Source organism: Gordonia sp. SMJS1 (assembly GCF_029866425.1).
GTDB classification, from domain to species: domain Bacteria; phylum Actinomycetota; class Actinomycetes; order Mycobacteriales; family Mycobacteriaceae; genus Gordonia; species Gordonia hongkongensis.
In genome coordinates this window covers 2394522-2420101 of record NZ_CP123381.1, presented here as the reverse complement: position 1 = coordinate 2420101, position 25580 = coordinate 2394522, and the positions used below count along the sequence as shown (strand labels likewise).

The window sequence follows — 25580 nt, the reverse complement described above, 5'->3', positions numbered from 1 at the left end:
CGCGACCGCTTCCCTGCAGTCCGGCCCTTCCCCGAAGTCCGAGAGGGAGTTGTCACAGCTGTTCAGGTCTCCTTGAGAGCGTCAACCGGCCGACGAGCAGCCCGACCGGCATGACCCATCGTCCACTCCTGGCCGGGACACGCCGGAAACGCGTCGGAGGCGGTGCAGACGGATGGGCGCGCCGCGTCGTGGATCGACGCGGCGCGGATGCGGCTTACTTGTCGTTGTCGCGCGCGTCGTCGGTGGCGGGCTTGTCCAGGCTGACCGAGTCGGCGTCGTCGTAGTCGTCGGACTCGATCTCCGGGGCGACGTGGCCGGCGTAGGTGGCCGCGGCCTCATCCGTCGGGACGACGCGCATGACGGCCAGCCGGTTCCAGCGGGTGACCACGCCGGTGGCGATCTCGACATCGACGACGTCGGGCGAGCTCGCGTCGATCACGGTGCCGAAGAGACCCGAGGTCAGCTGGACGCGGGTACCGGTGGACACCGAGTTCTGCATCTCCTGCATCTCGGCCACACGCTTCTTCTGCTTCCGCATCGACAAGAACATGAAGCCGGCCAGCAGGGCGAGCAGAAGCGGGAAGAGCAGAGCGTCCATGAGTGCGAGTCAGTCCTTTGGGTATCAGTGGGTACGGCGTGAGCGAGCGGCCTGTCCGGACAAATCCGGGCAGCATCAGCTCAGCTGTGCTCCACACAGTGTGCCACGTCTTGCGCGGAGCTCATCCCCGCAGGTGGTGCCGGTGTCCTCGACGGTCGTCGAAGATCCGGCTAGAGGTCGTCGAACAGCGTGTCGGCCGCCACGTCACGGGGACGCACCCCGAAGGTGGCGTTCATCGCACCGGCGGGCGGGGTGAGTCCGAGATGATGCCAGGCGGCGGCAGTGGCCACCCGCCCGCGCGGCGTCCGCGCGATCATGCCCGCGCGCACCAAGAACGGCTCGCAGACCTCCTCCACGGTCGCCGGTTCCTCGCCGACGGCCACGGCCAGCGTGGACACCCCGACCGGCCCCCCGCCGAAGGCGCGGATCAGGGCGTCGAGGACGGCTCGGTCCAGACGGTCGAAGCCGAGTTCGTCGACGTCGTAGACCGCGAGCGCCGCGCGGGCGACGTCCACGGTGATCGACCCGTCTCCCCTTACCTCGGCGTAGTCGCGGACCCGGCGGAGCAGCCGGTTCGCGATGCGGGGCGTGCCCCGCGACCGGCGCGCGATCTCGCCCGAGGCGTCGCCGCGGAGTTCCATGCCCAGAATCCCGGCCGAGCGGTGCAGCACCCGGACGAGTTCGTCGGGCTCGTAGAACTCCATGTGCGCGGTGAACCCGAACCGGTCGCGCAGCGGGCCGGTCAGCGACCCCGACCGTGTTGTCGCCCCGACCAGCGTGAACGGCGCGACGTCGAGCGGAATCGAAGTCGCTCCCGGGCCCTTGCCGACCACGACGTCGACGCGGAAGTCCTCCATCGCGAGGTACAGCATCTCCTCGGCCGGGCGCGCGATGCGATGGATCTCGTCGATGAACAGCACGTCGCCCTCGACGAGGTTCGACAGCATGGCCGCGAGGTCGCCGGCGCGCTCGAGTGCCGGACCAGAGGTCACCCGGATGGCGGCGCCCATCTCCGAGGCGATGATCATGGCCAGCGACGTCTTGCCGAGCCCGGGCGGTCCCGACAGCAGGATGTGGTCGGGGGTGCCACCGCGGCCCTTGGCCCCGTGCAGGACCAGTTCGAGCTGTTCGCAGACCCGCGGCTGGCCGATGAAATCAGCGAGTGACCGGGGACGGAGACCGGCGTCGAGGTCGCCGTCGGAGCGCACCGGCATCGCGCTCACGTCCCGGTCGTCGACGTCGTCCGGATCGCCGCCCATCTACGACGCCTTGCCGAGCAGTGACAGCGAGTGACGCAGCGCGGTGGACGCATCGGCGTCGGGATTCTCGGCCAGTACCGCCGTGACCGCCTTCTCCGCCGGACCGGCGGTGAACCCGAGCCCGACGAGCGCCTCGGCGACCTGCTCGCGAATACCGCCGACGACGGTCACACCGGTCGACGCCTCGCCCGTGGGCCGGTCCACCTTGTCCCGCAGTTCGACGCACAGCCGTTCGGCCACGCGTTTGCCGATGCCGGGTACCGAGGTCAGTGACTTGGTGTCCGATTCGGCGAGCGCGCGTCGCAACGCATCCGGCTCGAGGACTGCGAGGGTCGCCATCGCGAGTCGCGGGCCGACGCCGGTGACCGTCTGCAGCAGCGCGAACAGCGCACGGGCGTCGGGTTCGGTGAAGCCGTAGAGCGTCATGGAGTCCTCGCGGACGATCATCGAGGTCAGCAGCGTCGCCTCGTCGCCGCGGCGCAGCCGGGACAGCGTCGCGGGCGTCGCCAGCACGCGGTATCCCACTCCCCCGCAGTCGATCACGGCGTGGTCGAGCGCGATCTCGAGCACCGGTCCGCGGACTGACGCGATCATGCGCGACTCCCTTCTCGTGCCTGGGCCACCCGCGCGCGGTGCCGCGCCGCGGCCGCGTCGGCCTGCTTCTGTGCGGCTGCCATCCGCTCCATCATGGGTCCGCGCCAGCAGTGACAGATCGCCAGCGCGAGCGCATCTGCGGCGTCGGCGGGACGCGGCTTTGTCTGCATGCCGAGAATCCGGGTGACCATCGCGGTGACCTGGGATTTGTCGGCTCGTCCGCTGCCGGTCACCGCCGCCTTCACCTCCGACGGGGTGTGGAAGCGCACCGGGACGTCGCGCTGGGACGCCGCGAGCGCGATGACGCCGCCGGCCTGCGCGGTCCCCATCGCCGTGGACACCTGGTTCTGCGCGAAGACCCGTTCGATGGCCACCACGTCGGGCTGGTGCACATCGAGCCAGTGACACGCCGAGGTGTAGATCGCGAGCAGTCGCTCGGCGAGTTCCATGTCGCTCGGGGTGCGCACGACGTCCACGTCGAGTGCGGTCACCGTCCGCCCCCGACCCGACTCGACCAGCGCGATACCGCACCGGGTCAGACCCGGATCGACGCCCATGACGCGCACTCGTACCCTCCCAGGCATGGTGATCTGCGAACAGTTGTTCGAGATCTTATCGGGGAGGACGGACAAGTCCGGTGATCAACACACCGGAGAGGAGGCGGCTGTCAGTCGTTCTCGAGTTCGGCGAGGACCTCGTCGCTGATGTCGACGTTGCTGTAGACGTTCTGGACGTCGTCGGAGTCCTCGAGGGCGTCGATCAGCTTGAACACCTTGCGTGCGCCGTCGGCGTCCACCGCGACCTCGACCGACGCGCGGAAGCTGGCCTCGGCGGAGTCGTAGTCGATCCCGGCCTCCTGCAGCGCGCTGCGGACGGCGATGAGATCGCTTGGCTCGCTGACGATCTCGAAGGACTCGCCGAGATCGGTGACCTCTTCGGCGCCCGCGTCGAGCACGGCCATCAGGACGTCGTCCTCGGTCTGGCCGTTCTTCTCCAGCGTCACCACGCCCTTGCGGGTGAACAGGTAGGAGACCGAACCCGGGTCGGCCATGTTGCCGCCGTTGCGCGTCATCGCGGTCCGGACCTCGCCGGCCGCACGGTTGCGGTTGTCGGTGAGGCATTCGATGAGCACGGCGACGCCGTTGGGCCCGTAGCCCTCGTACATGATGGTCTGCCAGTCCGCGCCGCCGGCCTCTTCACCACCGCCGCGCTTGCGTGCGCGCTCGATGTTGTCGTTGGGAACCGAGGACTTCTTCGCCTTCTGGATCGCGTCGAACAGCGTGGGGTTACCCGCCGGGTCACCGCCGCCGGTCCGCGCCGCCACCTCGATGTTCTTGATGAGCTTGGCGAACATCTTGCCGCGCTTGGCGTCGATGGCCGCCTTCTTGTGCTTGGTGGTGGCCCATTTGGAGTGGCCGCTCATGTCCGTCGATTCCTTTCCCGGCGCCGGCACGTGCGGCGGGCCGTGGCCCGCATCCGGCGCACTCCTACGTCTACTCGGTCGCCCTGTTGGTTGTCTCCGGCGCGGTGCCGGGCTCGTGGTCTACCGCTGGTTCGGCACGATCTTACCGACGCACCATCTCCACGAAGTATTCATGTACGCGCCGGTCGCCGGTCACCTCCGGGTGGAACGACGTCGCGAGCACGTTCCCCTGGCGGACCGCGACGATCCGCCCGGCCGCCGGGCCGTCGGGAACACGCGCCAGGACCTCGACCTCCGGGGCGACGGACTCGACCCACGGCGCCCGGATGAACACCGCACGCATCGGCGCGGCACCCTCGGTGTCGGTGATCCCGGTGAACTCCAGGTCGGTTTCGAAACTCTCCACCTGTCGCCCGAATGCATTGCGCCGCACCGTGACATCGAGGGCGTCCAGATGCCGTGCGTCTGGCCGGGTGTCGAGGATCGTGGAGGCCAGCATGATCATGCCCGCGCACGACCCGTACGCCGGGAGGCCGTCGGACAGCTTGTCGACCAGCGGGTCGAACAGGTCGAAGATGCCGAGCAGTTTGCTCATCGTCGTCGATTCACCGCCGGGGATGACGATTCCGTCGATCTCGTCGAGTTCGGCCGGGCGTCGCACCGCCACGGCGTCGGCGCCGGCCGCCTCGAGCGCGAAGACGTGCTCGCGCACATCGCCCTGCAGTGCCAGAACCCCGATCCGCGGCCGGTTGCCTTCGCTCACCGATCGGTCCGGGCGTGCTGGTCGTCGGGCATCACACGACCGGTGCGCGCCAGCCCCTCCTGGGTGACCGCCGCCACCAGGCGGCCCTGTCGATCGAAGATCCGTCCCTGGGTCAGCGCGCGACCACCGCCCGCCGACGGCGACGTCTGGTCGTAGAGGAGCCAGTCGTCGGCCCGGAAGGGGCGCATGAACCACATCGCGTGGTCGAGGGAGGCGACCTGCGGGTTGGACTCCGGATGGGGCACGCGCGAGGAGCCGAGCAAGGTCATGTCGCTCATGTAGGCGAGGGTGCCGACATGGAACACGGTGTCGTCGGGCAGCCGATGGCGGTAGCGGAACCAGACTCGTTGTTGCGCAGCGAAATACGACGAGGTGACCATCATCTCCGGGGGCACGATGCGCAGATCGAAGTTGCGCCACTCCTTGAACACCGCGCGCTCTTCCTCGGCCAGCTCGTCGAGGCGGTCGGTGAGCTCGTCCGGTTGCGGCGCCGGCGGCATCCGGTCCTGGTGCTCGTAGCCCTGGTCGGTCCGTACATGGAACGACGCAGACATGGTGAAGATCGCCTCGCCGTTCTGGATGCCGGTCACCCGCCGGGTGACGAACGACCGTCCGTCGCGGATGCGGTCGACGAGGAACACCGCCGGACGATCCGGGTCACCGGGACGCAGGAAATAACCGTGGAGGGAATGAACGTCGAACTCGTCGGACACCGTGCGGGTCGCCGACATCAGGGCCTGGCCGGCGACCTGGCCGCCGAAGGTGCGCTGAAGGTGACTCGGGAACGCACCGCCGCGGTAGATGTCGGTCTCGATCTGTTCGACCTGGAGTATGTCCTCGATGGCTGCCACGCAGACCAGTATCGCGCACGGCGCCGGTGGGCACTCCCCTGCCCGCCGAAGCGCGGCCGGCGATCAGAGTTCGTCGAGGGTCATGATCCCGTCCTGGATGGCCCTGGCGACCAGCGATGCCTTCGTCGGGGCCGGACGGCCGATCTCGGCGTACTTGGCCCGGATCCGGGTGAGGTGGGTGTTCACCGTACCGAGCGAGATGTAGAGCTGCTGGGCCACAGCGGGTTTGGAGTCGACGAGCATCCAGGTGCGCAGGACCTCGACCTCGCGCGAGGTGAGATTCGGCTTGGCGCGGTCGGCCGTGGCCTCCGCGACCTCGGGGAACTCGGCGAGCGCGGGAACGGCGACCGCACGGTGCAGGTGGGGGTGTCCCGGACGATGGCCCAGGCCGAGCGGCTGACCCGCGCGCGGTGTCTGGATCTGGTGGCCGGGCAACGGCATCCGGCGAGCCGCCAGACGCGCCAGGGCTTCCTTCCGGCGGGCGATGGCCTCCGCGTCACGACGAGCGCTGACCGAGCGCAGGTGCTGGGGGGCCTGATGGGCGATCGCAGTCATGTGTGCTTCCTCTTCACTCATTCAACCGGTGGTCTTCCGGGTTCTCCCGGCGATGAGATGAAGATTATGGGCTGCGGCCCGGGTGGTCGATGGGGAGAACTCCCCTACCCGTGGGGAGAACTACCCACGGTGAAACCGCAGGTCAGCGACGTGCATACGCGGCGGCTGACTCAGTCGGCCGCGTTTCGGGCCGCCTCGGCGTCGATGAGGGGGAGATCTTCTCGCGTGACGATGCGTGACGACACCGCGTACTCCACCAGTTTGGTCCGGCGGTTGCTCGCGAGTTTCCCGCCCCCGCCGCGCATTCCGCTCACCCCGAGTTGATCGAGTTTGTCGCAGACGTTGTCGAGCTTGCGATTGAACTTGGTCAGCGGCCAGCCCAGCCGGCGCGCCGCCTGCGCCGACGACGGGATGGCACTCGACCCGGTCCCCTCACGCCGCAGGATCTCCTCGGCCAGCACGATGATCAGCAGCTTCTGACTCTCCGTGAGCGTGGGCACGCCTTGCGTCGTGTGCCCGCCGCTGTATTCCGGACGCGTCACCGATTTCACCTGCGGCGCGCGGGCGAACAGGCTCAGCTCGTAGGTCGTCGGGCCGGCGGTGAACACGATGGTCGTCTCACCGAAGACGAGCGGCATGCGCGCACCGGGGCCCAGGGTCGCCGAGAACCCGACGTCGCCCGCCGAGACGCTCGCCGACAGGTGCGTGCCGAGATTGGTGAGCCACCAGAGCCCGTTCTCGTTGTGTATCACCAGGAATCGGCGATGAAGGTACGGGTTGTCGTCGATGGACAGATCCGCTTCGCGGCCGATGAAGAACCGTCGGTCGGCGTCGAGCGCGATGCGCTCGCCGCAGTATTCGACGTAGGTCGCCCCGGCGTCCAGCGCGGCGTCGCCGGACTCTGCGGGGGATGTCTCGGCCCGGTCCTGACCCGTGGTCATCAGTCCTCCGATCAGCTCGGGTCGGGGGCCGGAGCAGCTCCGGCGGCCTCTCCCTGCGCCGAGTCGTCGAGCGCGGGCATCGTGAGGGTCGGCACCGATTCGTGGACACTCACGACGATGACGGTGACGTTGTCGTGCGCGCCGAGCGCCAGCGCGGCGTCGACGAGCCGTTCGGCCGCCTGCCGGGAGTCCTCCGCATTGCGCAGGATGTCACCGATCTCCTCGTCGGGCAGCTCCCCGGTCAGACCGTCGGTACACAGCAGCAGCACATCCCCCGGGAATGCCGGCGTACTCGAGTAGTCGGCGACCGGGTCGACCATGCCCGCGCCGAGCGCACGCGTGATCACGTTGCGGCGCGGATCGGTTCGGGCCTGCTCGGGCGTGAGGAATCCGGCGTCGATGAATTCCTGGACCTGCGAGTGGTCGGTGGTGAGCTGGTTGAGCGACCCGTTCTGGAAGCGATAGGTCCGCGAGTCGCCGATGTTGAGCACCAGCCAGTGCGGGCTCTGCTCGTGCGTGACGAGCACGATGCCGGTGGCGGTGGTACCCGCGCGTCGCTCGGTCTCGGTGTCGATCTCGCCGATGCGCCGCTGGGCGGCGAGCAACAGATCGTCGAGTTGCAGTTGGGTCGCCTTGAGTTCACCCGCGCTGGTGGCCTCCGACAAGGTGAGCAGTGCGGCCTCGCTGGCCAGTTCGCCGCTGTCGTGCCCGCCCATGCCGTCGGCGAGCAGGTACATCCCCGGCAGCGCGAGTGCCGCGTCCTCGTTCGTCTCCCGGACTCGTCCCACATTGCACGCCGCGGACCACTCGAGCCGCAATTCACCCACGATGTGTGTGCCCGAGACCGAAGCGTCTCGAACGATGGTCGCCGCATCCATGATCAGCAGATACTACCGCCGCGAAGCCCCTGACCCGCCACGCATGTCGACTGTTCGGTCTCCGGCGTGTTGAGAAGGGGCCCCGCGGCGGGAGGCGGTCGGTCTGACCACCTACGATCCGGACGAAGCGGTCACCAGCCGCGCTCGGCGAGGCGGTGCGGCTGCGGGATGTCGTCGACGTTGATGCCGACCATCGCCTCGCCCAGGCCGCGCGAGACCTTCGCCAGCACGTCGGGATCGTCGTGGAACGTGGTCGCCTGCACGATCGCCGCGGCCCGCTGTGCCGGGTTGCCCGACTTGAAGATCCCAGATCCGACGAACACGCCCTCGGCGCCGAGCTGCATCATCATCGCGGCGTCGGCCGGGGTGGCGATCCCGCCGGCGGTGAACAGGGTGACCGGCAGCTTGCCGGCCTCGGCCACCTCGACCACCAGCTCGTAGGGAGCCTGCAATTCCTTTGCCGCGACGTACAGTTCGTCCTTCGGCAACGAGGTCAGACGCCGGATCTCGTCGCGGATCTTGCGCATGTGGGTCGTCGCGTTCGACACGTCGCCGGTGCCGGCCTCGCCCTTCGAGCGGATCATGGCCGCGCCCTCGGTGATCCGGCGCAGCGCCTCACCGAGATTGGTCGCACCGCACACGAACGGCACCGTGAAGGCCCACTTGTCGATGTGGTTGCTGTAGTCGGCCGGGGTCAGGACCTCGGATTCGTCGACGTAGTCCACGCCGAGGCTCTGCAGGATCTGCGCCTCTACGAAATGACCGATGCGGGCCTTGGCCATCACCGGGATCGAGACGGCGGCGATGATGCCGTCGATCATGTCGGGATCGCTCATCCGCGACACCCCGCCCTGGGCACGGATGTCGGCAGGCACCCGCTCCAGAGCCATGACGGCCACCGCGCCGGCATCCTCGGCGATCTTCGCCTGCTCGGGGGTCACGACGTCCATGATCACGCCGCCCTTGAGCATCTCCGCCATGCCGCGCTTGACCCGGGCCGTGCCCTGGCCGACCTCGGGAACGGTCGCGCCGTTGTGACTCACTGAAGATCTCCTCGTGTCGCAGTCCCGACCTGCCGCGTTCGCGGCGGCGGTATGCCCACCAGTCTAGGTGAGGGGCCGAGGGCCCCTGACGAGGGATCAGTCCGCCTGGCCTGGGGTGACGCGCTCGATGATCTCGAAGTACTCCGGGGGTGCCGCGTGGCCGCCGAGCCGCAGCCATCGAACGGGCCGTCGTTGCGCGAGAGCCCTGGTGTCACGCACGGCGTCGTTGTAGAACCGACGCGCCATCATCACCCGCGTCTCGGCGTCGGCGAGTTCGACGACGAGGGCCGCGGACCGACGATTCGGGTCGGTGCGCGCCAGTGCGGCCGACAGCGCGTTCTCGGCGTCCTCACGTGCCGCCGGTGCGGCCCGCTCGGCGCGATCGGCCAGCGTGGCGAGCTCTCGCGCCTGGGCGGCGACGCCGTCGTCGACGGACGTGCGGGAGTTCGCGGCGCCGTCGCCGGCGATCATCTCCGCGGACACGGCACGCACGACCACCGCGCGCCGGTCGAGGTTCGATTCGAGCGCCTGGCGGGCGAGATCGACACGGACGTTGAGCCGGTCGAGGCGGTTGGCCGTGTGGTAGGCCCATCCCGCCACGAGCAGCACGGCCACCACGCCGAGGACGATCCAGGTGGCCATCAGTCCGACACCACGACCGGACCGGCTCCCACCGTGACGGTGTCGTAGACCCGGAGGATCTGGTCGGCCACCCGCGACCAGTCGTACTTGTCGGCCCGAATCCGTCCGGCGGCGACGAGATCGCCGCGCGCCTCCGGGTCGGCGAGGAGTTCGACGAGGCCGGCGGCGAGTTGATCGGGGGACCCCGTCTCGACGAGTCGCCCGGCCCGGCCGTCGTCGAGCACTCGCCGGAAGGCGTTCAGGGAACTGGCGATCACCGCCGCCCCGGCCGCCATCGCCTCGACCAGGACGATGCCGAAGCTCTCGCCGCCGAGGTTGGGTGCGCAGTAGACGTCGGCGGAGGCCAGCGCCCGCGCCTTGGTCGCGTCGTCGACCTGTCCCAGGAACACCAGGTGTTCGGCGAGTGGACCCGCCCGCCGCCGCAGCGCCGCCTGGTTGCCGCCGCCGACGACCAGGACCGCACGTACGGGAACCTCTCCACGACCGCGGGCAGCGCACGCATGAGCACATCGATGCCCTTGCGCGGTTCGTCGAAACGGCCGAGGAACAGGATCGTGCCACCCGGGTGCGGATACCCTCGAGGGCTCGGCGTCGGCGAAGGACGCGACGTTGATGCCGTTCGGGATCTCGACGGCATCGGAGCCGAGTGACTCCATCTGCCAGCGACGCGCGAGCTCGGAGACGGCGATCTTGCCCGCGATCCGTTCGTGATACGGCCGTAGGATTCCCTGGAACACGCTCAGCCACAACGATTTCGAGGTGGCGGTGTGGAAGGTGGTGACGATGGGCCCGGAGGCCACCATCAACGACAGCATCGAGATGCTCGGCGAATTCGGTTCGTGGACGTGCAGGACGTCGAAGCCGTTCTCGGCGACCCAGCGACGCAAGCGCAGGTAGCCCTTGGGACTGAAATTCACCCGGGAGACCGAGCCGTTGTACGGGATCGCCAGCGCGGGCCCCGCCCGGACGACGTAGTCCGGCAGTTCGGTGTCGCGGCCGGCCGGGGCGAGCACGCTGACCTCGTGGCCCCGGTCGAGGAAGACGTCGGCGAGTTCGGTGACGTGGGCCTGTACACCCCCGGGCACGTCGAACGAGTAAGGGCAGATCATTCCGATTCGCATGGCACTCCCCTGGTCGTCGTCATGTCGGCGTCCCGTCCTGCTCGACGCGACCGCGCTGACGGTCGGTCCAGTCGCTCTCCCAGAGCGGCTGCAGCATGTGCCAGTCCGCCGGATGCGCGGCGATGTTGACCGCGAAGGCGTCGGCGAGGGCCTGGGTGGCCGTTTCGATCCCGCCGGAGACGTCGATCTGCTCCCCGCAGCACATCATCGAACGCGGCGCCTCCTCGAACCAATGATGGACGGGCATCAGCGCGGCACCGGTCTCCATCGCCAGCCGTGCGGACCCCGCCGGCATGCGGGTTCGTTCGCCGAAGAAGGTCACCGGAACCCCGTGCCGGGCGATGTCGCGTTCGCCGAGCAGGCACACGATGCCGCCGGCGCGGAGCCGGTCGCCAGCTGCCCGAACGGGGGTTGCTCGCCGCCGCTCAACGGGAAGATCTCGAAGCCCAGTGATTCCCGGTAGGCGACGAACCGGTTGAACAGTGACTCCGGCTTCAGGCGTTCGGCGACCGTCGCGAACCTGCCGTAGTGGTGGACGAGCCAGACACCGGCCATGTCCCAGTTGCCGGTGTGCGGCAGAGCCAGGATGACTCCCTTACCCCGGGCCAGCGCGGCGTCCAGGCGGGCCCGGTCCTCGTCGGGGAGCGCAACGGTGGACGTGACGGTCGCACGATCCTGGGTCGGCAGGCGGAACGCCTCGCACCAGTACCGGGCGTAGGACCGCATGGCGTCGGCGACGAGGTCGTCGGGCACCTGCGCGGGTTCGACGCCCAGGACACGGGCCAGGTTGCGGCGCAACTGGTCCGGGCCACCGCCACGACGACCCGCGTAGCTGCCGGCACGGTCGAACAGACCCCGCGCCGCCCGTTCCGGAGCCCAGCGGACGGCGGCCCAGCCGGCCCGGTACCCGAGATCGGCGGCCATCGCGCCGAGATCGGTCATCGCTGTCCCGCGGGCGGGGTCTGACCGTCCGAGCCGGACGAGGGTTCGGCATCGCCGTTCTCGGCTTCTGCGGGCTCGGTGTCTGCGGGTTCCGAGGCGATGGGGATGAGGTCCCGCGCACCCGGCGGCTGCGCGATCGACCACATCCGCTGCCCGACGGTGATGACACTGGCGACCGCGAGGAACCACATCGCGACGTGGATGGCCCACCACAGGCCGAGACCCGTGAGACCGGCGCCGACGAGCACGATGATCAGCCGGTCGGGCCGCTCGATGAGACCGCCGTCGCCGTACAGGCCGCTCGCCTCCGCGCGGGCCTTGGCATAAGAGATGACCTGGGAGGTCACCAGACAGATGAGGGTCGCGACGAGGAGCAGATCGTGGGGTTCGGTGACCGCGCACCACCAGGCGAGGCCGGCGAAGATGGCGCCGTCGGCGACGCGGTCACAGGTCGCGTCGAGAACCGCGCCGAATCGCGTGCCGCCGCCCCGGGCACGGGCCATCGCGCCGTCGAGCATGTCGAACATCACGAACAGCCAGATGACCAGCGTGCCCCAGAACAGCTCCCCCATCGGGAACAGCGTGAGGGCGGCTGCGACGCCGGCCAGCGTGCCGATCACCGTCACCGAGTCCGGCGTGAGCCCGGTCCGCAGGAGCGCGCGACCCATCGGGAGGGTCACCTTCGAGACCGATGCCCGACCCAGAATGCTCAGCATCGCCGAGTTCCTCCCCCATCTCGCGCCGCGTCGTGCCTCAGCGCTTCCCGATCGCTCTCGTCTGACATCGCCTCACCTGATCGCACCGGCACCCGATCGCTCACAGCGGGGTCAGTCGTCCAGCCGTTGCCAGGCGGTGGCCAGCAGTCCGCGGGTGTCCCGGAGCAACTGGGGCATGACCTTCGTCTCGCCGACGATGGTGATGAAGTTCGCGTCGCCCATCCATCGCGGCACGATGTGCTGGTGGAGGTGCTCGGACAACGAACCGCCCGCCGCATAGCCGAGATTCAGACCCACGTTGAATGCGTTGGGGTTCGACACCGCCTTGATCGTGCGGATCATCCGCTGCGTGAACGCCATCAGTTCCGCGGACTCCGCGGCGGTCAGATCCTCGAGGTCGGCGACCTGCCGGTACGGCACCACCATGGTGTGCCCCGGGTTGTAGGGGTACAGGTTCAGCACCGCGTAGACGGTGTCACCACGCGCCACGATGAGACCGTCCTCATCGCTCATGGTCGGGATGTCGAGGAACGGGTGCCCCGTCTTCTCGGCCGGTTGCGGGTCGGCGATGTAGGTCATCCGGTGGGGACTCCACAGCCGTTGCAGGCGATCCGCCACACCGACACCCTCGTCCCGGATCTCGCCGGGCGCCTCACCGAACGCGGCGTCACTCATCGAGCGCTCCCGCCACCACGACCGTCTCCACCTCGCCGAGCGCGGCCTCGACCAACTCCTTGGTGGGCGACTCGTTGCGCCTGCTCCGGACCCACCCGACGATCACCGACACCGCATCGGCGACCGGCACGCCGTTGACCTGCGTGCCGTCGCGGAACCGGAAGCTCACCGCCCCGGCCTCGACGTCGCGTTCGCCGGCCAGCAGCATGAACGGCAGCTTGCCGGTGGTGTGGTTGCGGATCTTTTTCTGCATCCGGTCGTCGGAGGCGTCGACCTCGGCACGGACACCGGCGGCGAGAAGGTCGGCTGCCACGTCGTACAGATGCTCCTCGAACGCTTCCGCGACCGGGATGCCGACCACCTGGACCGGTGCGAGCCACGCCGGGAACGCGCCCGCGTAGTGCTCGGTGAGCACGCCGAAGAACCGCTCGATGGAGCCGAACTTCGCCGAGTGGATCATCACCGGCTGCTGCTTGGTGCCGTCGGCGGCGGTGTACTCGAGGTCGAATCCGGCCGGCTGGTTGAAGTCGTACTGGATGGTCGACATCTGCCAGGTACGCCCGATCGCGTCCTTCGCCTGAACCGAGACCTTCGGTCCGTAGTAGGCGGCACCACCCGGGTCGGGCACGAGGTCGAGACCTGATTCGACGCACACCTCTTCGAGGATGGCGGTCGCGGCGGCCCACTGCTCCGCGGAACCGATGAACTTCGGCGAGTCGTCACGGGTGGACAGCTCGAGGTAGAACTCGTCGAGGCCGAAGTCGCGCAGCAACCCGAGGATGAAGTCGAGCAGATGCTTGATCTCGTCCTTGGCCTGTTCCGGCGTCACATAGCTGTGCGAATCGTCCTGGGCGAACCCGCGGACGCGGGTCAGACCGTGCACGACGCCCGACTTCTCGTAGCGGTAGACGTGACCGAACTCGAAGAGCCGCAGCGGCAGTTCACGGTACGACCGTCCGCGCGACCGGAAGATCAGATTGTGCATCGGGCAGTTCATTGCCTTGAGGTAGTAGTCCTGCCCCTGGCGGGTGATCTCCCCTGCCTCGTTGCGTTCCTCGTCGACGTGGATCGGCGGGAACATGCCGTCGGCGTAGTACGGCAGATGGCCCGACAGGTGGAACAGATGTTCCTTCGAGATGTGCGGGGTGCCGACGTACTTGAAGCCGTTCTCGATGTGCTTCGCGCGGACGTAGTCCTCCATCTCGCGCTTGATGATGCCGCCCTTCGGGTGGAAGACCGGGAGTCCCGAGCCGAGCTCGTCGGGGAAGCTGAACAGGTCGAGTTCGGCGCCGAGCTTGCGGTGATCGCGCTTCTCGGCCTCCGCGAGCATCTCCAGGTGTGCGTCCAGCGCCTCCGACGATTCCCACGCGGTGCCGTAGACGCGCTGCAGACCGGCGTTGGCCTGATCGCCGCGCCAGTACGCCGCCGAGCTGCGGGTCAGCTTGAAGGCCGCGATGTACTTGGTCGTCGGGACGTGCGGTCCGCGGCACAGGTCGCACCAGATGCGTTCTCCGGTGCGCGGATTGAGGTTGTCGTAGACCGACAGTTCCCCGCCGCCGACCTCCATCACCTCGGCGTCGTCGGCCGCGCCCTTGTCGTCGATGAGTTCGAGTTTGAACGGCTCCCCGGCCAGTTCGGCGCGGGCCTCGTCCTTCGACTCGTACACCCGCCGCGAGAACCGCTGACCCGACTTGATGATCTGCTTCATCTTCTTCTCGAGGGCGGTGATGTCCTCGGGGGTGAAGGGTTCGGCGACGTCGAAGTCGTAGTAGAAGCCGTCCTTGATCGGCGGGCCGATGCCGAGCTTGGCCTCGGGGAACAGCTCCTGGACCGCCTGCGCGAGAACGTGTGCGGTGGAATGCCGGATCACGCTGCGGCCGGCCTCGGTGTTCGCGGCGACCGGTTTGACATCGGTGTCGGCGTCGGGTGCCCACGACAGGTCGCGGAGGTCCCCGCCCGCGTCACGGACGACGACGATGGCCTCCGGGCCCTTGTTGGGCAGCTCGGCCTCGCGCAGTGCGGTGCCCGCGGTCGTCCCAGCCGGCACACGGATCGTGGCGGGGCTGGTCACCTGGACGTCGTCGGGCACGGGGGCGCTCCTCGGGTTGGGGCGGACACGCGAAGACGCGTCCGGGTCGGACGTTTGCGACTCTGATGGTATCCGCGACGGGTCGTCGTGGAGTGCACCCCTACCTTGCGGCGTCGGAGATCAGCCGAAGATCGGACTCGCCAGCCAGCCGTAGTCGAGGCCGACCCACCCGGCGACGGTGTTGAGCGCGCCGAGAACCCAGAGGGTGGCGATGACGATGGCACAGGTTGCGAGCCAGAAGACGGCCTGTACCGACCAGTGTTGCCGACCGATCCAGTCCATCCAGGCGTCGTATTTCGCCCGCGCGAACTTCAGCAACCGGTGCGCCCAGTCGAACTCGGACGCCAGGATGCCCAGTCCGAGGAACACGATGAGCCAGCCGGGCCCGGGTACGGGACCGCGACGATTCCGCACAGCAGGACGATCGTGCCGATGGTCCCGACCGCGATGCGGTACATGCCGTGCCACTTCGGGTTGCTTCGCACGACGTAGCGACGATGGCGTGCGCGGATGCGCAGGCGATGCCGGAGAGACCCGCGGTCCGCGTCGGCCGACGTCCGCGCGCCGCTCGGTGTGGACGTCTCGTTCACTCCGGATTCGCTCGCCCCCGGTGTCGGCATCGTCTCCCACCTCGTTCATTCGGCCCGCTGCGCACTTCGGCCCGGTGTTCGTCTCGGCCTGGAAAGTGACGTCCAGGCTACGCGATGCAGGTGTGGGCCTCCGGCGTCGGCAGGGTGGTCGAGCGGCGCCGTCGCCTCCGCCGCGCGCCGTCGATCAGAGTCGCGGACACGGTGACCGCGAGAAGCAGCGGATAGCAGCCCGAATACAGCACGACGAGCAGATCGCCCACGACAGAGTCGTCACCATTTCGCGGCATCATTAAAAGCCCCAACGCGATGGCGTGGTCGGAGGTCAGGTACGGCCCGCTGTCCCACCAGTGCCGCCACCAGGTGAACGTCAGCGTCGCCACGCCGGCCGGCGCGAGCCAGTACCACCACGTACGAGCCGTACTCCCCCGCCGCATCGCCAGATCCAGCGCGACGACGAACAGCGGCACGCACCAGACCCAGTGGTGTCCCCACGCGAAGGGCGAGACCGCACACATCGTCATCCCGACGATCGTCGCCGCGAGGACGTTGCGCGCATCGCGGTCGGCGACCACCGCGGCGAGCAGTCCGAGCGCGGCGACGACCAGCGCGAGCGGGAGCCACAGCCACGTCGGCGCGACGAAGACGGGCCCGCCGGGTGCGGGCTCGGCGAACCGCCCGATGTCGAAGTGGGACAGCATCTGTGACACGAATCCGCGCACCGACTGGTTGGCCGGCGAGTCGGCCCGGCCGATGCGTTCGGTGTCCGTGAGGTGGCGGGTCCAGTAGGCCCACGAGTCGGCGGGGACGGCGAGGAATCCGATCATCACGGTCGCCGCGAACGTCGCCAGCGCCGTGGCTGCCGCGCGCCACTGGCGGGTCACCAACAGGTAGACGACGGCGAACAGCGGTGTCAGTTTGATCCCGGCGGCGATGCCGATGGCGACTCCGCGCCACCGCGATGTCGTCGAGAGGAACACCAGGTCGACGAGGATCAGGGTCATCACCAGGAGGTTGACCTGTCCGAGCCAGATGGTGGTTCGGATGGGTTCGAGGGCGGTCGACGAGATCGCGAGCAAGGCGGCGAACGTGATCAGGCGACCGTCCGGCCGGTAGCGCAGGCTCCGAAGGCACATCCCGATCACGCCGATGAGCGCGGCGAAACCGATTGTCCACCAGACGATGTTGGCGACGGCCTCGGTGAGCAGAGCCAGCGGGACGAACACGACCGCGGCGAACGGCGGATAGGTGAAGTGCAGACGCCACAGGACGGGTGCGTCGTACAGCGGACCCGCGTCGAGCACGGTGGCCGCGCCCGCGCGGTAGACGCGGGCATCGGTGGCGTTCTCGAAGAGTCCGTAGAACGGGTTGGCGATGGGGAACGCCGCGACGTGCCAGGCGATCACCCCGACCGCGACGACGGCCGCCACGACGATCGCCGCCGTCGGGATCCGTGCGGGCACAGGACGAGACGACTCCGGCAGATCGACGGCAGTCTTCGCGGCCACGCGGCGAGCGTACGCCCTGTATGTGAGCTGCATCACGCGCAACGCCGTGGCGCCTGGTCGGTTGTTCGGTGGACAGCTGGATCGCGACGGTCCGTGCCGGACTACCGTTGACCTCGGTGGGTGACGAGATCACCTGGGGGACGACACCATGTCATCACTACGAGCAACCCTCGGAGTCGTACTGGTCATCGCGGCATCATCAACGCTGACCGTCGCATGCGTCGGGGAAGGCATCGAGCCGGTCGCGATGACGCGCGACACCTCGTCGAGCACCGCCGACGGTCCGGTTCCACCGATCCACATCGCACTCGAGACCCCGTCCGAGGTCGTGCGCCCGCGGCTCAACCCCTGGCCACTCCCCGACGACTCTGCGCTACGACCCGACCAGCGGCGAGTGGTCGACGTACTCATCGATCTCTCGACCGGGAACGACGGTGAGGAGCTCGCGCAGCGTTCGACCTGCCGCGTTCTCGACGGCATCCAGTCACCGCCGGCCGACGCGCCGGGCTGGCAGGCGCGCATCGTCGCCACGGTGACGATGCGGCACGGTTACGGCCTCCTCGCCGCGCCGCTGCAGCGGTCCGCGGACGCCGCGGTCGTCGTGCTGGCCCGGGCTCTCGCCGACGTCGATGCGGTTGCGGGACAGCCATACCGGCCCGTGTTCGTTCATGGGTGCAGTCCGCACTGAAAGCGTCCGATCGTCGCGCCGCACCCACGGGACGTCGGCGTGGCGATTACCACTGCCATCGCAAACCGGCGACGGCGTTCTTCGCCATCAACGTCTTCAGAAGTCCTAGTAGCGACACGCGTGCGAGGACAGAGGTCCTGGGTCACGTAAGCACGAGTCCTGCTCGTACGCGGGCTGAGGCTGTCATCAGGATCGCAGTAGCTCGATGGTTAAAGATTGATCCTAGGAAGCGACTTTAATCTAAAGATATTGCCTTGCCCTTACGTCCTGCTGTAACGTATTGTCTGCATCACTCCTTGGGAAGGCAGGCGCATGCTGAATCTCAATCTGCGTGAGAAGTTCTTGGTCGGACCCGGGACATCAGTCGGCGAGGATCCGTCGGATTGGAATCGCAACTGGGCCGGGTTCGACCCACACGCAAGCGACAGCGTGAACTTCAATCAGAACCGCGGCGTGTACAAGATTGGGCCACGCGGTCATCGAGAGCGGATCGCCACGATGAGCGTCGGGCACGTCATTCGTATCGTTGCCGAGATCGATCACATCGAAGACGTTCCGCTTCGCTCAGGAGGCGTCAAGCAGGCCGTTGTCGGACACGTTCTGCGCAGGGGGCACCCTGATTACGACCGTCTCATCGACACCGCGATCGAGCCATTCCGCAATCCTGTCCGGTATCTGCCGGACGACAACTCCAACCTTGGCTGTATGTGCGGGTGTGGCAGTGAATTGCCACCTGGCCGCCGCTGGGTTCCCGGCCACGACCAGCGTGCACTTCACGACCGCGTAGCGGAAGGTTGGGGCTCCGTTGAGCGGTTCATTCGCTGGTACGACGACGAATACCGGCTGAGTTCCGATTGACATGCAAGCAACGCGTTTACGTCCTCAGTGCCGACAAGCCGCTACCCGTACCAGCGGCGGACAGCCCACGGAGGACCTTCGCCCTGCGCCCATCGCGACGGCTCTAGGACTGCCTCCATAAATGTCGGGGCACTATCCGGGCTATGAGGCGGCCACGGCGGCACTTCAAACGCCGCTGCAGCGCTAGTGCCCGGGGTCTCGTAACCGAACTCGTGAGAGGCAGCCACGATCTCGAAGTTGATCTGCCGAGCCTCACTGGCACTTAGTTCAAACGGCGGCGGCAATGGATGAAACTTGCGCGCTGCCAGTACCAGTAGTCGATGCGGACCGAGCGGAAACACCATGTGCGAGGAACGCGCCCAGGCAGGGGGCTCCCACCGGCCACGAGCCGGACCTCCCAACCAGATGGTGGGCTCATCACATGTGACCAATGGACCCGCACTCGACACAAGCCACCAACTTCGCGCCGCCACGAGGTGCGGAATAGCCTGCGACCGCCAGACGCCTATGGCACTTTCCAAAGCCCGGGGCTTCCGCTCGCTACTGAGCAACTGAACATTCAGAATCTCGTCCAACAGCTCGTCGTGGCGCTCCGCCGAGTAAGGAATCCCATACAACGGAGCAAGCCAGGGCAGCACTCGACTGACCGTCTCAGCGCGACCAAACCGATTCAACGCGTCTTCAATCCGCAAATTCTGCGCGTGATGTTTGAGTGTCCGCTGCTCCTGCAGCGCCACGAACACACCAAGATTAGCGATCAATTGCCGATCACGAATTTGCCCATCGGGAAGCTCGTCTAACGCGCCGAGCCATGCGGCGGCGTCGCTCTCGATCCTCGACATGTGCTTCTCGAACCACAGCTCAGGGTAGTCAGATTCCAAATCGGACGCGGAGATCCTGTACAGATTCGATTTCTTGGCGATGTCCTTGGTGGGCTGGACATATGTGTCACGCGTCGAGACTTTCGTGACTCGGACCGCACCTTCGGAGTCAGCCCACCGCCGGAGGTAAACCTGAGGCACGTGGTGATGCTTCTTTCCGACACCGCCAGCGGCAGCAAGACGTTTCGACTCCTCGATCTCGACATCCGATGTCCACTTGTGCGGAAACACCCGCCCTTGCATTCATCACCCCGTTCATCATCAGATCGACTCAAAGAAGTCCTCGTCCAGGCGATACAGAGTCGCAGCCTGCTCGGGCTGAACGCCGACCTCGTACTGCACCAGCAACTCGGCGAGCCGGGAACCGTCGATGAGTTCGATGCGGGCGTTGATTCGCTCTGCCTCGTCGCGAGCGCCGTGGGTGAATCTCGATGTAGTTAAGTACACGCCACGGTCGCCCTGCTTTCCAAGGAGCGCTCCCGCGAACTCGTGGATCCTCGGTCGATCGACAGCACGGTCCTCGGCGTACCGCTTCGCCTGAACATAGATGCGATCGAGGCCGAGCGGATCCTGGCTAATGATCCCGTCCACTCCTGCGTCACCCGACGCGCTCGTTCGCTCGACCGATCCGGCACGCCCATATCCCATGCGGTCCAGGAGCCTCACGACCAGCTCCTCAAACCCGGTCGGCGAGAGTTTAAGTGCCGTTGCCAGCACCTCGCTCTCAACGGCCGCCCGATTAAGTGCGACCGCACGCTCCAGGAGGTCGTTCGGCGTCGCCGCCCCATCGTCGTCAGTCACAGTCGGTTCGACGATGTCGTGGTCCTCGTGAGAGTCATCCTCGCGCTTCCGCTTCCGCATCTTGAACGCGCGATACGACTCGTATTCCTCCAAGACCTTCATGTCGATGCGCTCGGGATTGCTGTATAAGGCGCCACGCCCCTGCTGTGAGATCACAATCTGCCCTCGGCCAGGGCGTTCGATCAGGCCGGCCTGGCTGAGGTAGGTCGTCGCCCACCCAACTCGGTTGTTGATTCGTTTCGCCGCACCGCTGGGCAACATCTCGGCGCGCTCAGCCTCGGTCAAACCGAACTGATCAGCCATGGCCTCGACAACATCGCGAGATCTGTGGACCTGCCCGTCGGCGAGAAAGGCGAGCACTGGCCGCATTAGGGATTGGAAATCAGGAATGGTCACCGCGCACAACTCCGACAGGGCACGGAGCAAACCTTAGACGGTGGCGGTGCGGTTGCTGTTGAAGAACGAAGGCGCGTCGTGGCTGGCGAGAGGTCGAGTGATGGCCCGATGACCTGACAGCCGCTATCACCTGGTGGTCCCGGCTGGGATCGAACCAGCGACCTTCCCGGTGTGAACGGGACGCTCTTCCACTGAGCCACGGGACCGTGTCGGGCGCCTTCGGTCAGTGCCGGGGGCGCCTGCGCACGAGCCAGAAGATTACACGGGTTGCGCAGAAGTCCCAAATCACCGCGGTGGGCCACGTCACAAACCCGCCTATGCGGCACGGGAGCGAATCACACGCTGGTGATTCACTCGCGGCCACGCCCCTGACCAGGCGATTTGGATAGTTCGGAAACCATCGCGTAAGTTTCTCTTCGCACCGCGAGCAGCACGATCCACAAGATCGCTCGTGGGCATGCGGATGTAGCGCAGCTGGTAGCGCATCACCTTGCCAAGGTGAGGGTCGCGGGTTCGAATCCCGTCATCCGCTCGGCGCGAGTCGACTCGCATCTGGTGGTGTGGCCGAGTGGTGAGGCAACGGCCTGCAAAGCCGTGTACACGGGTTCGATTCCCGTCGCCACCTCCACCGCTGCACAATTCCATACCCGCGCGATTAGCTCAGTGGGAGAGCGCTTCCCTGACACGGAAGAGGTCACAAGTTCAATCCTTGTATCGCGCACCACGACAAAACCCCCGGATCGATCCGGGGGTTTTTCGTTGGCTCATCGGCGTCTCAGTTGCCCGCCGACCACTCGTCGACGATTTCCCCCAACGACGCCGCCGACGGACCCGAGGGCGCGGGCAGTACGGTCCGGGAGAACCGCGGTGCCGGCGCGGGGGCGATCGCGTCGTCGACGCGCACGAACGAACCGCGTTGCACCGCGACCGGGTCTGCCGCGGCTTCGTCGAAGTCGAGAACCGGTGTCACACAGGCGTCCACACCATCGAACACACTCCCCCATTCGTCGCGCGTACGCGACCCGAAGCGGGCGTGCAATGCCGCGCTGATCACCGGCCACGAGGCCCGGTCCCACCGGTCGGGCAGGTCGCCGATGCCGAGGGTGTCGATCAGGTTCCGCCAGAACTTCTCCTCGAGCGCGCCGACGGCGACGAACTTGTCGTCGGCGCACCGATATGTCGCGTAGAACGGCGCCGAGCCGTCGAGGAGATTGCCCTGGTCCCGAGACCCCCAGCGTCCGGCGGCCTTCCACGACCACTGCAGCGCGCCGAGCAGTCCGGCACCGTCGACCATGGCGGCGTCGATGACCTGGCCTCGGCCGGTGCGCGTGCGGTCGTGCAGAGCGGCCAGCACGCCGACGACGAGCAGCATCGATCCCCCGCCGAAGTCGCCGACGAGCGAGAGCGGCGGCACCGGCGGGGCGCCGGCCGGACCCATCGCCTCGAGCACGCCGGTGACCGCCAGGTAGTTGATGTCATGTCCGGCGCTCGCGGCACGATCCCCGTCCTGACCCCACCCGGTCATGCGCGCGTAGATGAGTTGCGGTGCGTCGGAGCAGATCTCGGGACCCAGGCCGAGGCGTTCCATCACGCCCGGACGGAAGCCCTCCACGACGATGTCGGCGCGCCGGATCAGCTCACGGATGCGGGCCACGTCGTCGGGGTCCTTGACGTCGGCGTCGACCGTGCGTCGCGACCGGTACAGACCGGCGTCGGCATCCGGGATACCGTCGGGCCCGGGCAGATCCGGGCCGGGCCGCCGGATCCGGATGACGTCGGCGCCGAGATCGGCGAGCAGCATGCAGGCGTGCGGGGTCGGCCCGAGCCCGGGCATCTCGACCACCCGCACGCCGGCGAGTGGTCCGCTCACGACGTCGGACGATGGTGGAGAACGCCACCGATCGTGAAGTCGACGTAATCGCGGACCAACTGGTCGACATCGTGAGAGTCGTTCAGCCACCAGCTGATCCCGTTCATCAGGTCCAGCACCGCGATCGCCGACTGGTGTGGGTCGCGGACCTCGAACAGCCCCAGTCGGGCGCCGGCGGCGATCACATCGCGAATTCGACGCTGGTAGTACTTCCGATAGTCGGTGACCACCCGTCGGTGCTCGGGTGTCAGCGCCGACAATTCCCGAAGGGCGACAAGGTGTTCCACCCGGTGCCGCGCCAGACGCCGGACGTGGGCCTCGATCAGGTTCGTGAGCCGTTCGACGGGACCGCCCTCGGCGTCGAGCAGCAGCAGATCCTGCTGGGGATCCTCGGTCATCCGCAGCGCGATGGCGTAGAGGATCTCCTCCTTGGACTGAAAGTGGTTGTAGAGGCTCGCACCCCGCATACCGACCGCCTGGGCGATGTCACGCATCCCCGCGTTGGAGTAGCCGTGATCGGCGAAGTAGCGGGCCGCGGCCTCGACGATCTCGTCGCGGCGTCGGCGGGGCCGCCGCGCCGGCGGCGTCCGGTCTTCGTCGGTGGCAGCGTCGGCGTCGATCTCAGCCCTGACCGGTTCCATAGGCCTTCCTCAACTCGCGTTTGAGCAGTTTGCCCTGGGCGTCGGTCGGCAACGCGTCGACCACGTGGACCTCCTTGGGCACCTTGTACGATGCCAGGTCGGTTCGGCAGTACTCACGGATGTCCGCGCCGGTGTGTTCCGCGCCGGCGCGGAGCACCACGAATCCGGTGACCGCCTCCGACCAGTACGGGTCGGGCAGCCCGACGACGGCGGCACGCTCGACGTCGGGGTGCGCCTGCAGAACTCGCTCGACCTCCTGTGACGCGACGTTGAAACCGCCTGTCTTGATCATGTCCTTGCGCCGGTCGCGGAAGAACAGGTTGCCGTCGGCGTCGATGCGCACGATGTCACCGGTGTGCACCCAGCCACCCTCGAAGACCTGAGCGGTGCGCTTGGGGTCCTTGTGGTAGCCGAGCATGACCGACGGTGTGCGGCAGAGCAGTTCGCCCTCTTCGGCGTCGTTGCCGTCGGCGTCGACGACCCGGACCTCCAGGTGCCCGACCGGCTTCCCGATCCAGGTCGGGTCCTGGTCCGGTACGTCCTCGAGTCGCCGGAACCAGCCGACGGAGCCGAGCTGGGTGAGTTCGGACTGTCCCCAGTAGGTACCCCAGACCGATTCCGGGGTCGCCGCGGCCCACGCGTCGACCGCGTGCGGCGACACCTGACCGCCGTAGGTCAGGCAGCGGCGCACCGAACCGACGGTGTCGGCCCCGAAGTCCGGGTGGTTGGCGAGCGCGATGAAGAAGGTCGGCGTCTGGGCCAGCACCGAGATCTTCTCGTCGCGGATCATCCGCAACGCCGTCGCCGGGTCGACCGCGGCCGGCAGCACCAGGGTGGCGCCCAGCAGCGTCAACGAGGTCAGCGAGCCGATCCCGGCGATCGTGTGGAACGGCATCACGTAGAGCCACACGTCGTCGTTGCGGCAGCGCAGCCCCCACGTGTACGCCGGCGAGGTGGAGATGAGGTAGTTCCGATGGGCGATCTCGACGCCCTTCGGCGTCGACTCGGTGCCGCTGGTGTAGACGATCATCGCGAGATCGTGTTGTCGACCTCGCAGTCGGGTTCGGAATCGTCAGCCGCCGCGACGGACTCGTCGAACGAGTTCCACGAGTTCGCCTCGTCGTCGCCGACGACGAGAACCGAGATGCCGAGACTGTCGGCGATGGGGCCGGCCAACGCGGACAGCGGCTGCTCGACGACGAGCACCGTCGGTTCCAGGTGCCGGAGCTGCTGGGCGACCTCGCCCTCCCGGAACATGGGACTGACGCCGGAATACGCGGCACCGACCTTGAGGGCGCCGTAGTAGGTGGCGACCGTCTCGACCCGGTTACGACTCATCACCGCAACGCGATCCCCGCGCCCGACGCCGAGGTCGAGCAGCACATGGGCGACCCGGTTGGCCATCGTGTTCAGCTCCGCGTACGACGTCGACGTACGTCCGCCTTCCGCGTCGTAGGCCACGATCGCCGGGGTCGAACCCTGGGACCGGGCCAGGCGACGCAGCTGGTCACCGATGGTGGCCCGGCCCAGCATCGAGGTCTGAGCGGGAGACAGGGCGCGCGTCGAGGGGTTCACGGCGGGGGCGCTCACGCGAACATCCGGTTGTCGAAGCGGTCGAGGAAGGCGATCTCCTCGACCGGGGTCCGGGACAGCTTGCGGGGGAAGTCGTCACGCGGATAGCCGACGGCGATGTGGGCGGCGGTGAGATAACCCTCGGGGATGCCGAGGAGGTTCTTCACCTCGTTCTCGGCGGCGCAGAGCAGGGTCGTCAGCGCAGTGGCCACGCCTTGCTGCCGGAGCGCAAGGGTGAGGTTCTGGACGCTCGGATAGATCGACGCCCCGCCGACGACGCTGAGCCTGCCCAGTTCGTGGTCGGTCGGGTGCAGTCCGTCCATCTGGGCGCACACCACGATCAGGGCGGGCACCTCGGCGAGGTGGTGCGCGAAATAGTTGGCGCTCTCCACGGTCTTGGGGATGGCGCCGACCTTCTTCGACCCCTCGACGACCGCGGCGTAGTAGCCCTCCCAGAACGGCAGGTACAGGTCGGCGAGAGCCTTCTTGGTCACCTCGTCGCGGACGACGACCCAACGGACGGGCTGGCGGTTGCCGCCCTGCGGGCCGAATCGCGCGTCGTCGAACGCCCGGTACAGCACCTCGTCCTCCACCGGGCGGTCGCTGAAGTAGCGGCAGGTGCCCGTCGTGCGCATTGCCTCGCTGAGATCCATGTCAATCCTCCGTGCTCACTAACCGTTGTTAGTAT

23 protein-coding genes, 4 tRNA genes and 4 pseudogenes are annotated in these 25580 nt (G+C 67.7%); 5 read left to right on the top strand and 26 right to left on the bottom strand.

Annotated elements, in window-relative coordinates; all coding sequences use genetic code 11:
• Positions 1-214 precede the first annotated feature (214 nt).
• The 19 genes and pseudogenes from yajC to QAD21_RS11005 form a co-directional block, all read right to left on the bottom strand.
• Positions 215-598 carry a preprotein translocase subunit YajC gene (gene yajC, locus QAD21_RS11095; RefSeq protein WP_065632106.1) on the bottom strand — a complete coding sequence of 128 codons (384 nt, stop codon included), beginning with the start codon at positions 596-598 and terminating at the stop codon, positions 215-217.
• A gap of 170 nt (positions 599-768) precedes the next feature.
• Positions 769-1857 (bottom strand): Holliday junction branch migration DNA helicase RuvB, encoded by a 1089-nt coding sequence (ruvB, locus tag QAD21_RS11090; RefSeq protein ID WP_058250271.1) that lies wholly within the window; start codon positions 1855-1857, stop codon positions 769-771.
• Entirely contained in the window at positions 1858-2451 is a 594-nt protein-coding gene (gene ruvA, locus QAD21_RS11085; RefSeq protein ID WP_065632105.1) for a Holliday junction branch migration protein RuvA, read from the bottom strand. It abuts the gene before it with no gap.
• Positions 2448-3017, bottom strand: coding sequence for a crossover junction endodeoxyribonuclease RuvC (gene ruvC, locus QAD21_RS11080; RefSeq protein WP_058250269.1), 570 nt, complete (start codon positions 3015-3017; stop codon positions 2448-2450). Before ruvC ends, ruvA begins: the two co-directional genes overlap by 4 nt.
• A gap of 101 nt (positions 3018-3118) precedes the next feature.
• On the bottom strand, positions 3119-3874 hold the full coding sequence (locus tag QAD21_RS11075; protein WP_058250268.1) for a YebC/PmpR family DNA-binding transcriptional regulator: 756 nt from the start codon (positions 3872-3874) through the stop codon (positions 3119-3121).
• A 142-nt stretch (positions 3875-4016) separates the two neighbouring features.
• The gene (pdxT, locus tag QAD21_RS11070) at positions 4017-4637 is read right to left on the bottom strand and encodes a pyridoxal 5'-phosphate synthase glutaminase subunit PdxT (protein ID WP_137808769.1); all 621 of its coding nucleotides are present in this window, start codon (positions 4635-4637) and stop codon (positions 4017-4019) included.
• Positions 4634-5488, bottom strand: coding sequence for an acyl-CoA thioesterase II (locus QAD21_RS11065; RefSeq protein ID WP_065632103.1), 855 nt, complete (start codon positions 5486-5488; stop codon positions 4634-4636). Before QAD21_RS11065 ends, pdxT begins: the two co-directional genes overlap by 4 nt.
• A gap of 63 nt (positions 5489-5551) precedes the next feature.
• A complete protein-coding gene (locus QAD21_RS11060; protein ID WP_065632102.1) occupies positions 5552-6043 on the bottom strand; it encodes a LuxR C-terminal-related transcriptional regulator in 492 nt (163 codons plus the stop codon).
• 170 nt (positions 6044-6213) lie between these two features.
• A complete protein-coding gene (locus QAD21_RS11055; protein ID WP_058250264.1) occupies positions 6214-6984 on the bottom strand; it encodes an FHA domain-containing protein in 771 nt (256 codons plus the stop codon).
• 11 nt (positions 6985-6995) lie between these two features.
• Complete coding sequence (locus tag QAD21_RS11050; protein ID WP_058250263.1) at positions 6996-7862, bottom strand: protein phosphatase 2C domain-containing protein; 867 nt, start codon at positions 7860-7862, stop codon at positions 6996-6998.
• Between the two features lie 131 nt (positions 7863-7993).
• Positions 7994-8905: a pyridoxal 5'-phosphate synthase lyase subunit PdxS gene (pdxS, locus tag QAD21_RS11045; protein WP_058250262.1), complete on the bottom strand. Its 912-nt coding sequence runs from the start codon at positions 8903-8905 to the stop codon at positions 7994-7996.
• Positions 8906-9001: 96 nt separating this feature from the next.
• Positions 9002-9547 carry an NUDIX hydrolase gene (locus QAD21_RS11040; protein WP_280361431.1) on the bottom strand — a complete coding sequence of 182 codons (546 nt, stop codon included), beginning with the start codon at positions 9545-9547 and terminating at the stop codon, positions 9002-9004.
• A pseudogene (locus QAD21_RS11035) lies at positions 9547-10668 on the bottom strand (glycosyltransferase family 4 protein). Before QAD21_RS11035 ends, QAD21_RS11040 begins: the two are co-directional and overlap by 1 nt.
• Positions 10669-10687: 19 nt before the next feature.
• Positions 10688-11610: pseudogene (locus tag QAD21_RS11030) on the bottom strand (phosphatidylinositol mannoside acyltransferase).
• Positions 11607-12326 (bottom strand): phosphatidylinositol phosphate synthase, encoded by a 720-nt coding sequence (pgsA, locus tag QAD21_RS11025; RefSeq protein WP_280361429.1) that lies wholly within the window; start codon positions 12324-12326, stop codon positions 11607-11609. The pseudogene QAD21_RS11030 and the gene pgsA overlap by 4 nt, the downstream one beginning before the upstream one ends.
• Before the next feature lie 111 nt (positions 12327-12437).
• The gene (locus QAD21_RS11020; protein WP_058250257.1) at positions 12438-13001 is read right to left on the bottom strand and encodes an HIT domain-containing protein; all 564 of its coding nucleotides are present in this window, start codon (positions 12999-13001) and stop codon (positions 12438-12440) included.
• The gene (gene thrS, locus QAD21_RS11015) at positions 12994-15090 is read right to left on the bottom strand and encodes a threonine--tRNA ligase (RefSeq protein WP_280361426.1); all 2097 of its coding nucleotides are present in this window, start codon (positions 15088-15090) and stop codon (positions 12994-12996) included. Before thrS ends, QAD21_RS11020 begins: the two co-directional genes overlap by 8 nt.
• A 120-nt stretch (positions 15091-15210) precedes the next feature.
• A pseudogene (locus QAD21_RS11010) lies at positions 15211-15710 on the bottom strand (TIGR02611 family protein).
• 77 nt (positions 15711-15787) lie between these two features.
• Entirely contained in the window at positions 15788-17185 is a 1398-nt protein-coding gene (locus tag QAD21_RS11005) for a glycosyltransferase 87 family protein (protein ID WP_068971784.1), read from the bottom strand.
• A gap of 148 nt (positions 17186-17333) precedes the next feature.
• On the opposite strand from QAD21_RS11005, the gene QAD21_RS11000 reads away from it, so the two are divergent.
• Both QAD21_RS11000 and QAD21_RS10995 read left to right on the top strand, forming a co-directional pair.
• A complete protein-coding gene (locus QAD21_RS11000; protein ID WP_065632095.1) occupies positions 17334-17873 on the top strand; it encodes a hypothetical protein in 540 nt (179 codons plus the stop codon).
• Between the two features lie 312 nt (positions 17874-18185).
• Positions 18186-18731: a hypothetical protein gene (locus QAD21_RS10995; protein WP_065632094.1), complete on the top strand. Its 546-nt coding sequence runs from the start codon at positions 18186-18188 to the stop codon at positions 18729-18731.
• Positions 18732-18772: 41 nt separating this feature from the next.
• On the opposite strand, the gene QAD21_RS10990 is transcribed toward QAD21_RS10995, so the two are convergent.
• From QAD21_RS10990 to QAD21_RS10980, 3 genes are all read right to left on the bottom strand, one after another.
• Positions 18773-19843, bottom strand: a complete 1071-nt coding sequence (locus QAD21_RS10990) for a DUF4238 domain-containing protein (protein WP_189340125.1) — start codon at positions 19841-19843, stop codon at positions 18773-18775.
• A gap of 30 nt (positions 19844-19873) precedes the next feature.
• Positions 19874-20809, bottom strand: a complete 936-nt coding sequence (locus QAD21_RS10985) for a restriction endonuclease (protein ID WP_065632217.1) — start codon at positions 20807-20809, stop codon at positions 19874-19876.
• Positions 20810-20940: 131 nt separating this feature from the next.
• Positions 20941-21015 (bottom strand) — tRNA-Val (locus QAD21_RS10980).
• Between the two features lie 253 nt (positions 21016-21268).
• Between QAD21_RS10980 and QAD21_RS10975 the strand changes: the two genes are divergently transcribed.
• The 3 genes from QAD21_RS10975 to QAD21_RS10965 all read left to right on the top strand — a co-directional run bounded on the left by QAD21_RS10975 (position 21269) and on the right by QAD21_RS10965 (position 21533).
• Positions 21269-21341: transfer RNA gene (locus QAD21_RS10975), tRNA-Gly, on the top strand.
• 22 nt (positions 21342-21363) lie between these two features.
• A tRNA-Cys gene (locus QAD21_RS10970) sits at positions 21364-21437 on the top strand.
• Between the two features lie 21 nt (positions 21438-21458).
• Positions 21459-21533: transfer RNA gene (locus tag QAD21_RS10965), tRNA-Val, on the top strand.
• Between the two features lie 51 nt (positions 21534-21584).
• Here QAD21_RS10965 and QAD21_RS10960 read toward each other — a convergent pair.
• The 4 genes and pseudogenes from QAD21_RS10960 to QAD21_RS10945 form a co-directional block, all read right to left on the bottom strand.
• Complete coding sequence (locus QAD21_RS10960) at positions 21585-22679, bottom strand: CaiB/BaiF CoA-transferase family protein (protein ID WP_068969816.1); 1095 nt, start codon at positions 22677-22679, stop codon at positions 21585-21587.
• On the bottom strand, positions 22676-23320 hold the full coding sequence (locus tag QAD21_RS10955) for a TetR/AcrR family transcriptional regulator (protein ID WP_065632091.1): 645 nt from the start codon (positions 23318-23320) through the stop codon (positions 22676-22678). The genes QAD21_RS10960 and QAD21_RS10955 overlap by 4 nt, the downstream gene beginning before the upstream one ends.
• A pseudogene (locus QAD21_RS10950) lies at positions 23301-24910 on the bottom strand (class I adenylate-forming enzyme family protein). Before QAD21_RS10950 ends, QAD21_RS10955 begins: the two are co-directional and overlap by 20 nt.
• Positions 24907-25545, bottom strand: coding sequence for a nitroreductase family protein (locus QAD21_RS10945; protein ID WP_068969817.1), 639 nt, complete (start codon positions 25543-25545; stop codon positions 24907-24909). The pseudogene QAD21_RS10950 and the gene QAD21_RS10945 overlap by 4 nt, the downstream one beginning before the upstream one ends.
• Positions 25546-25580 lie beyond the last annotated feature (35 nt).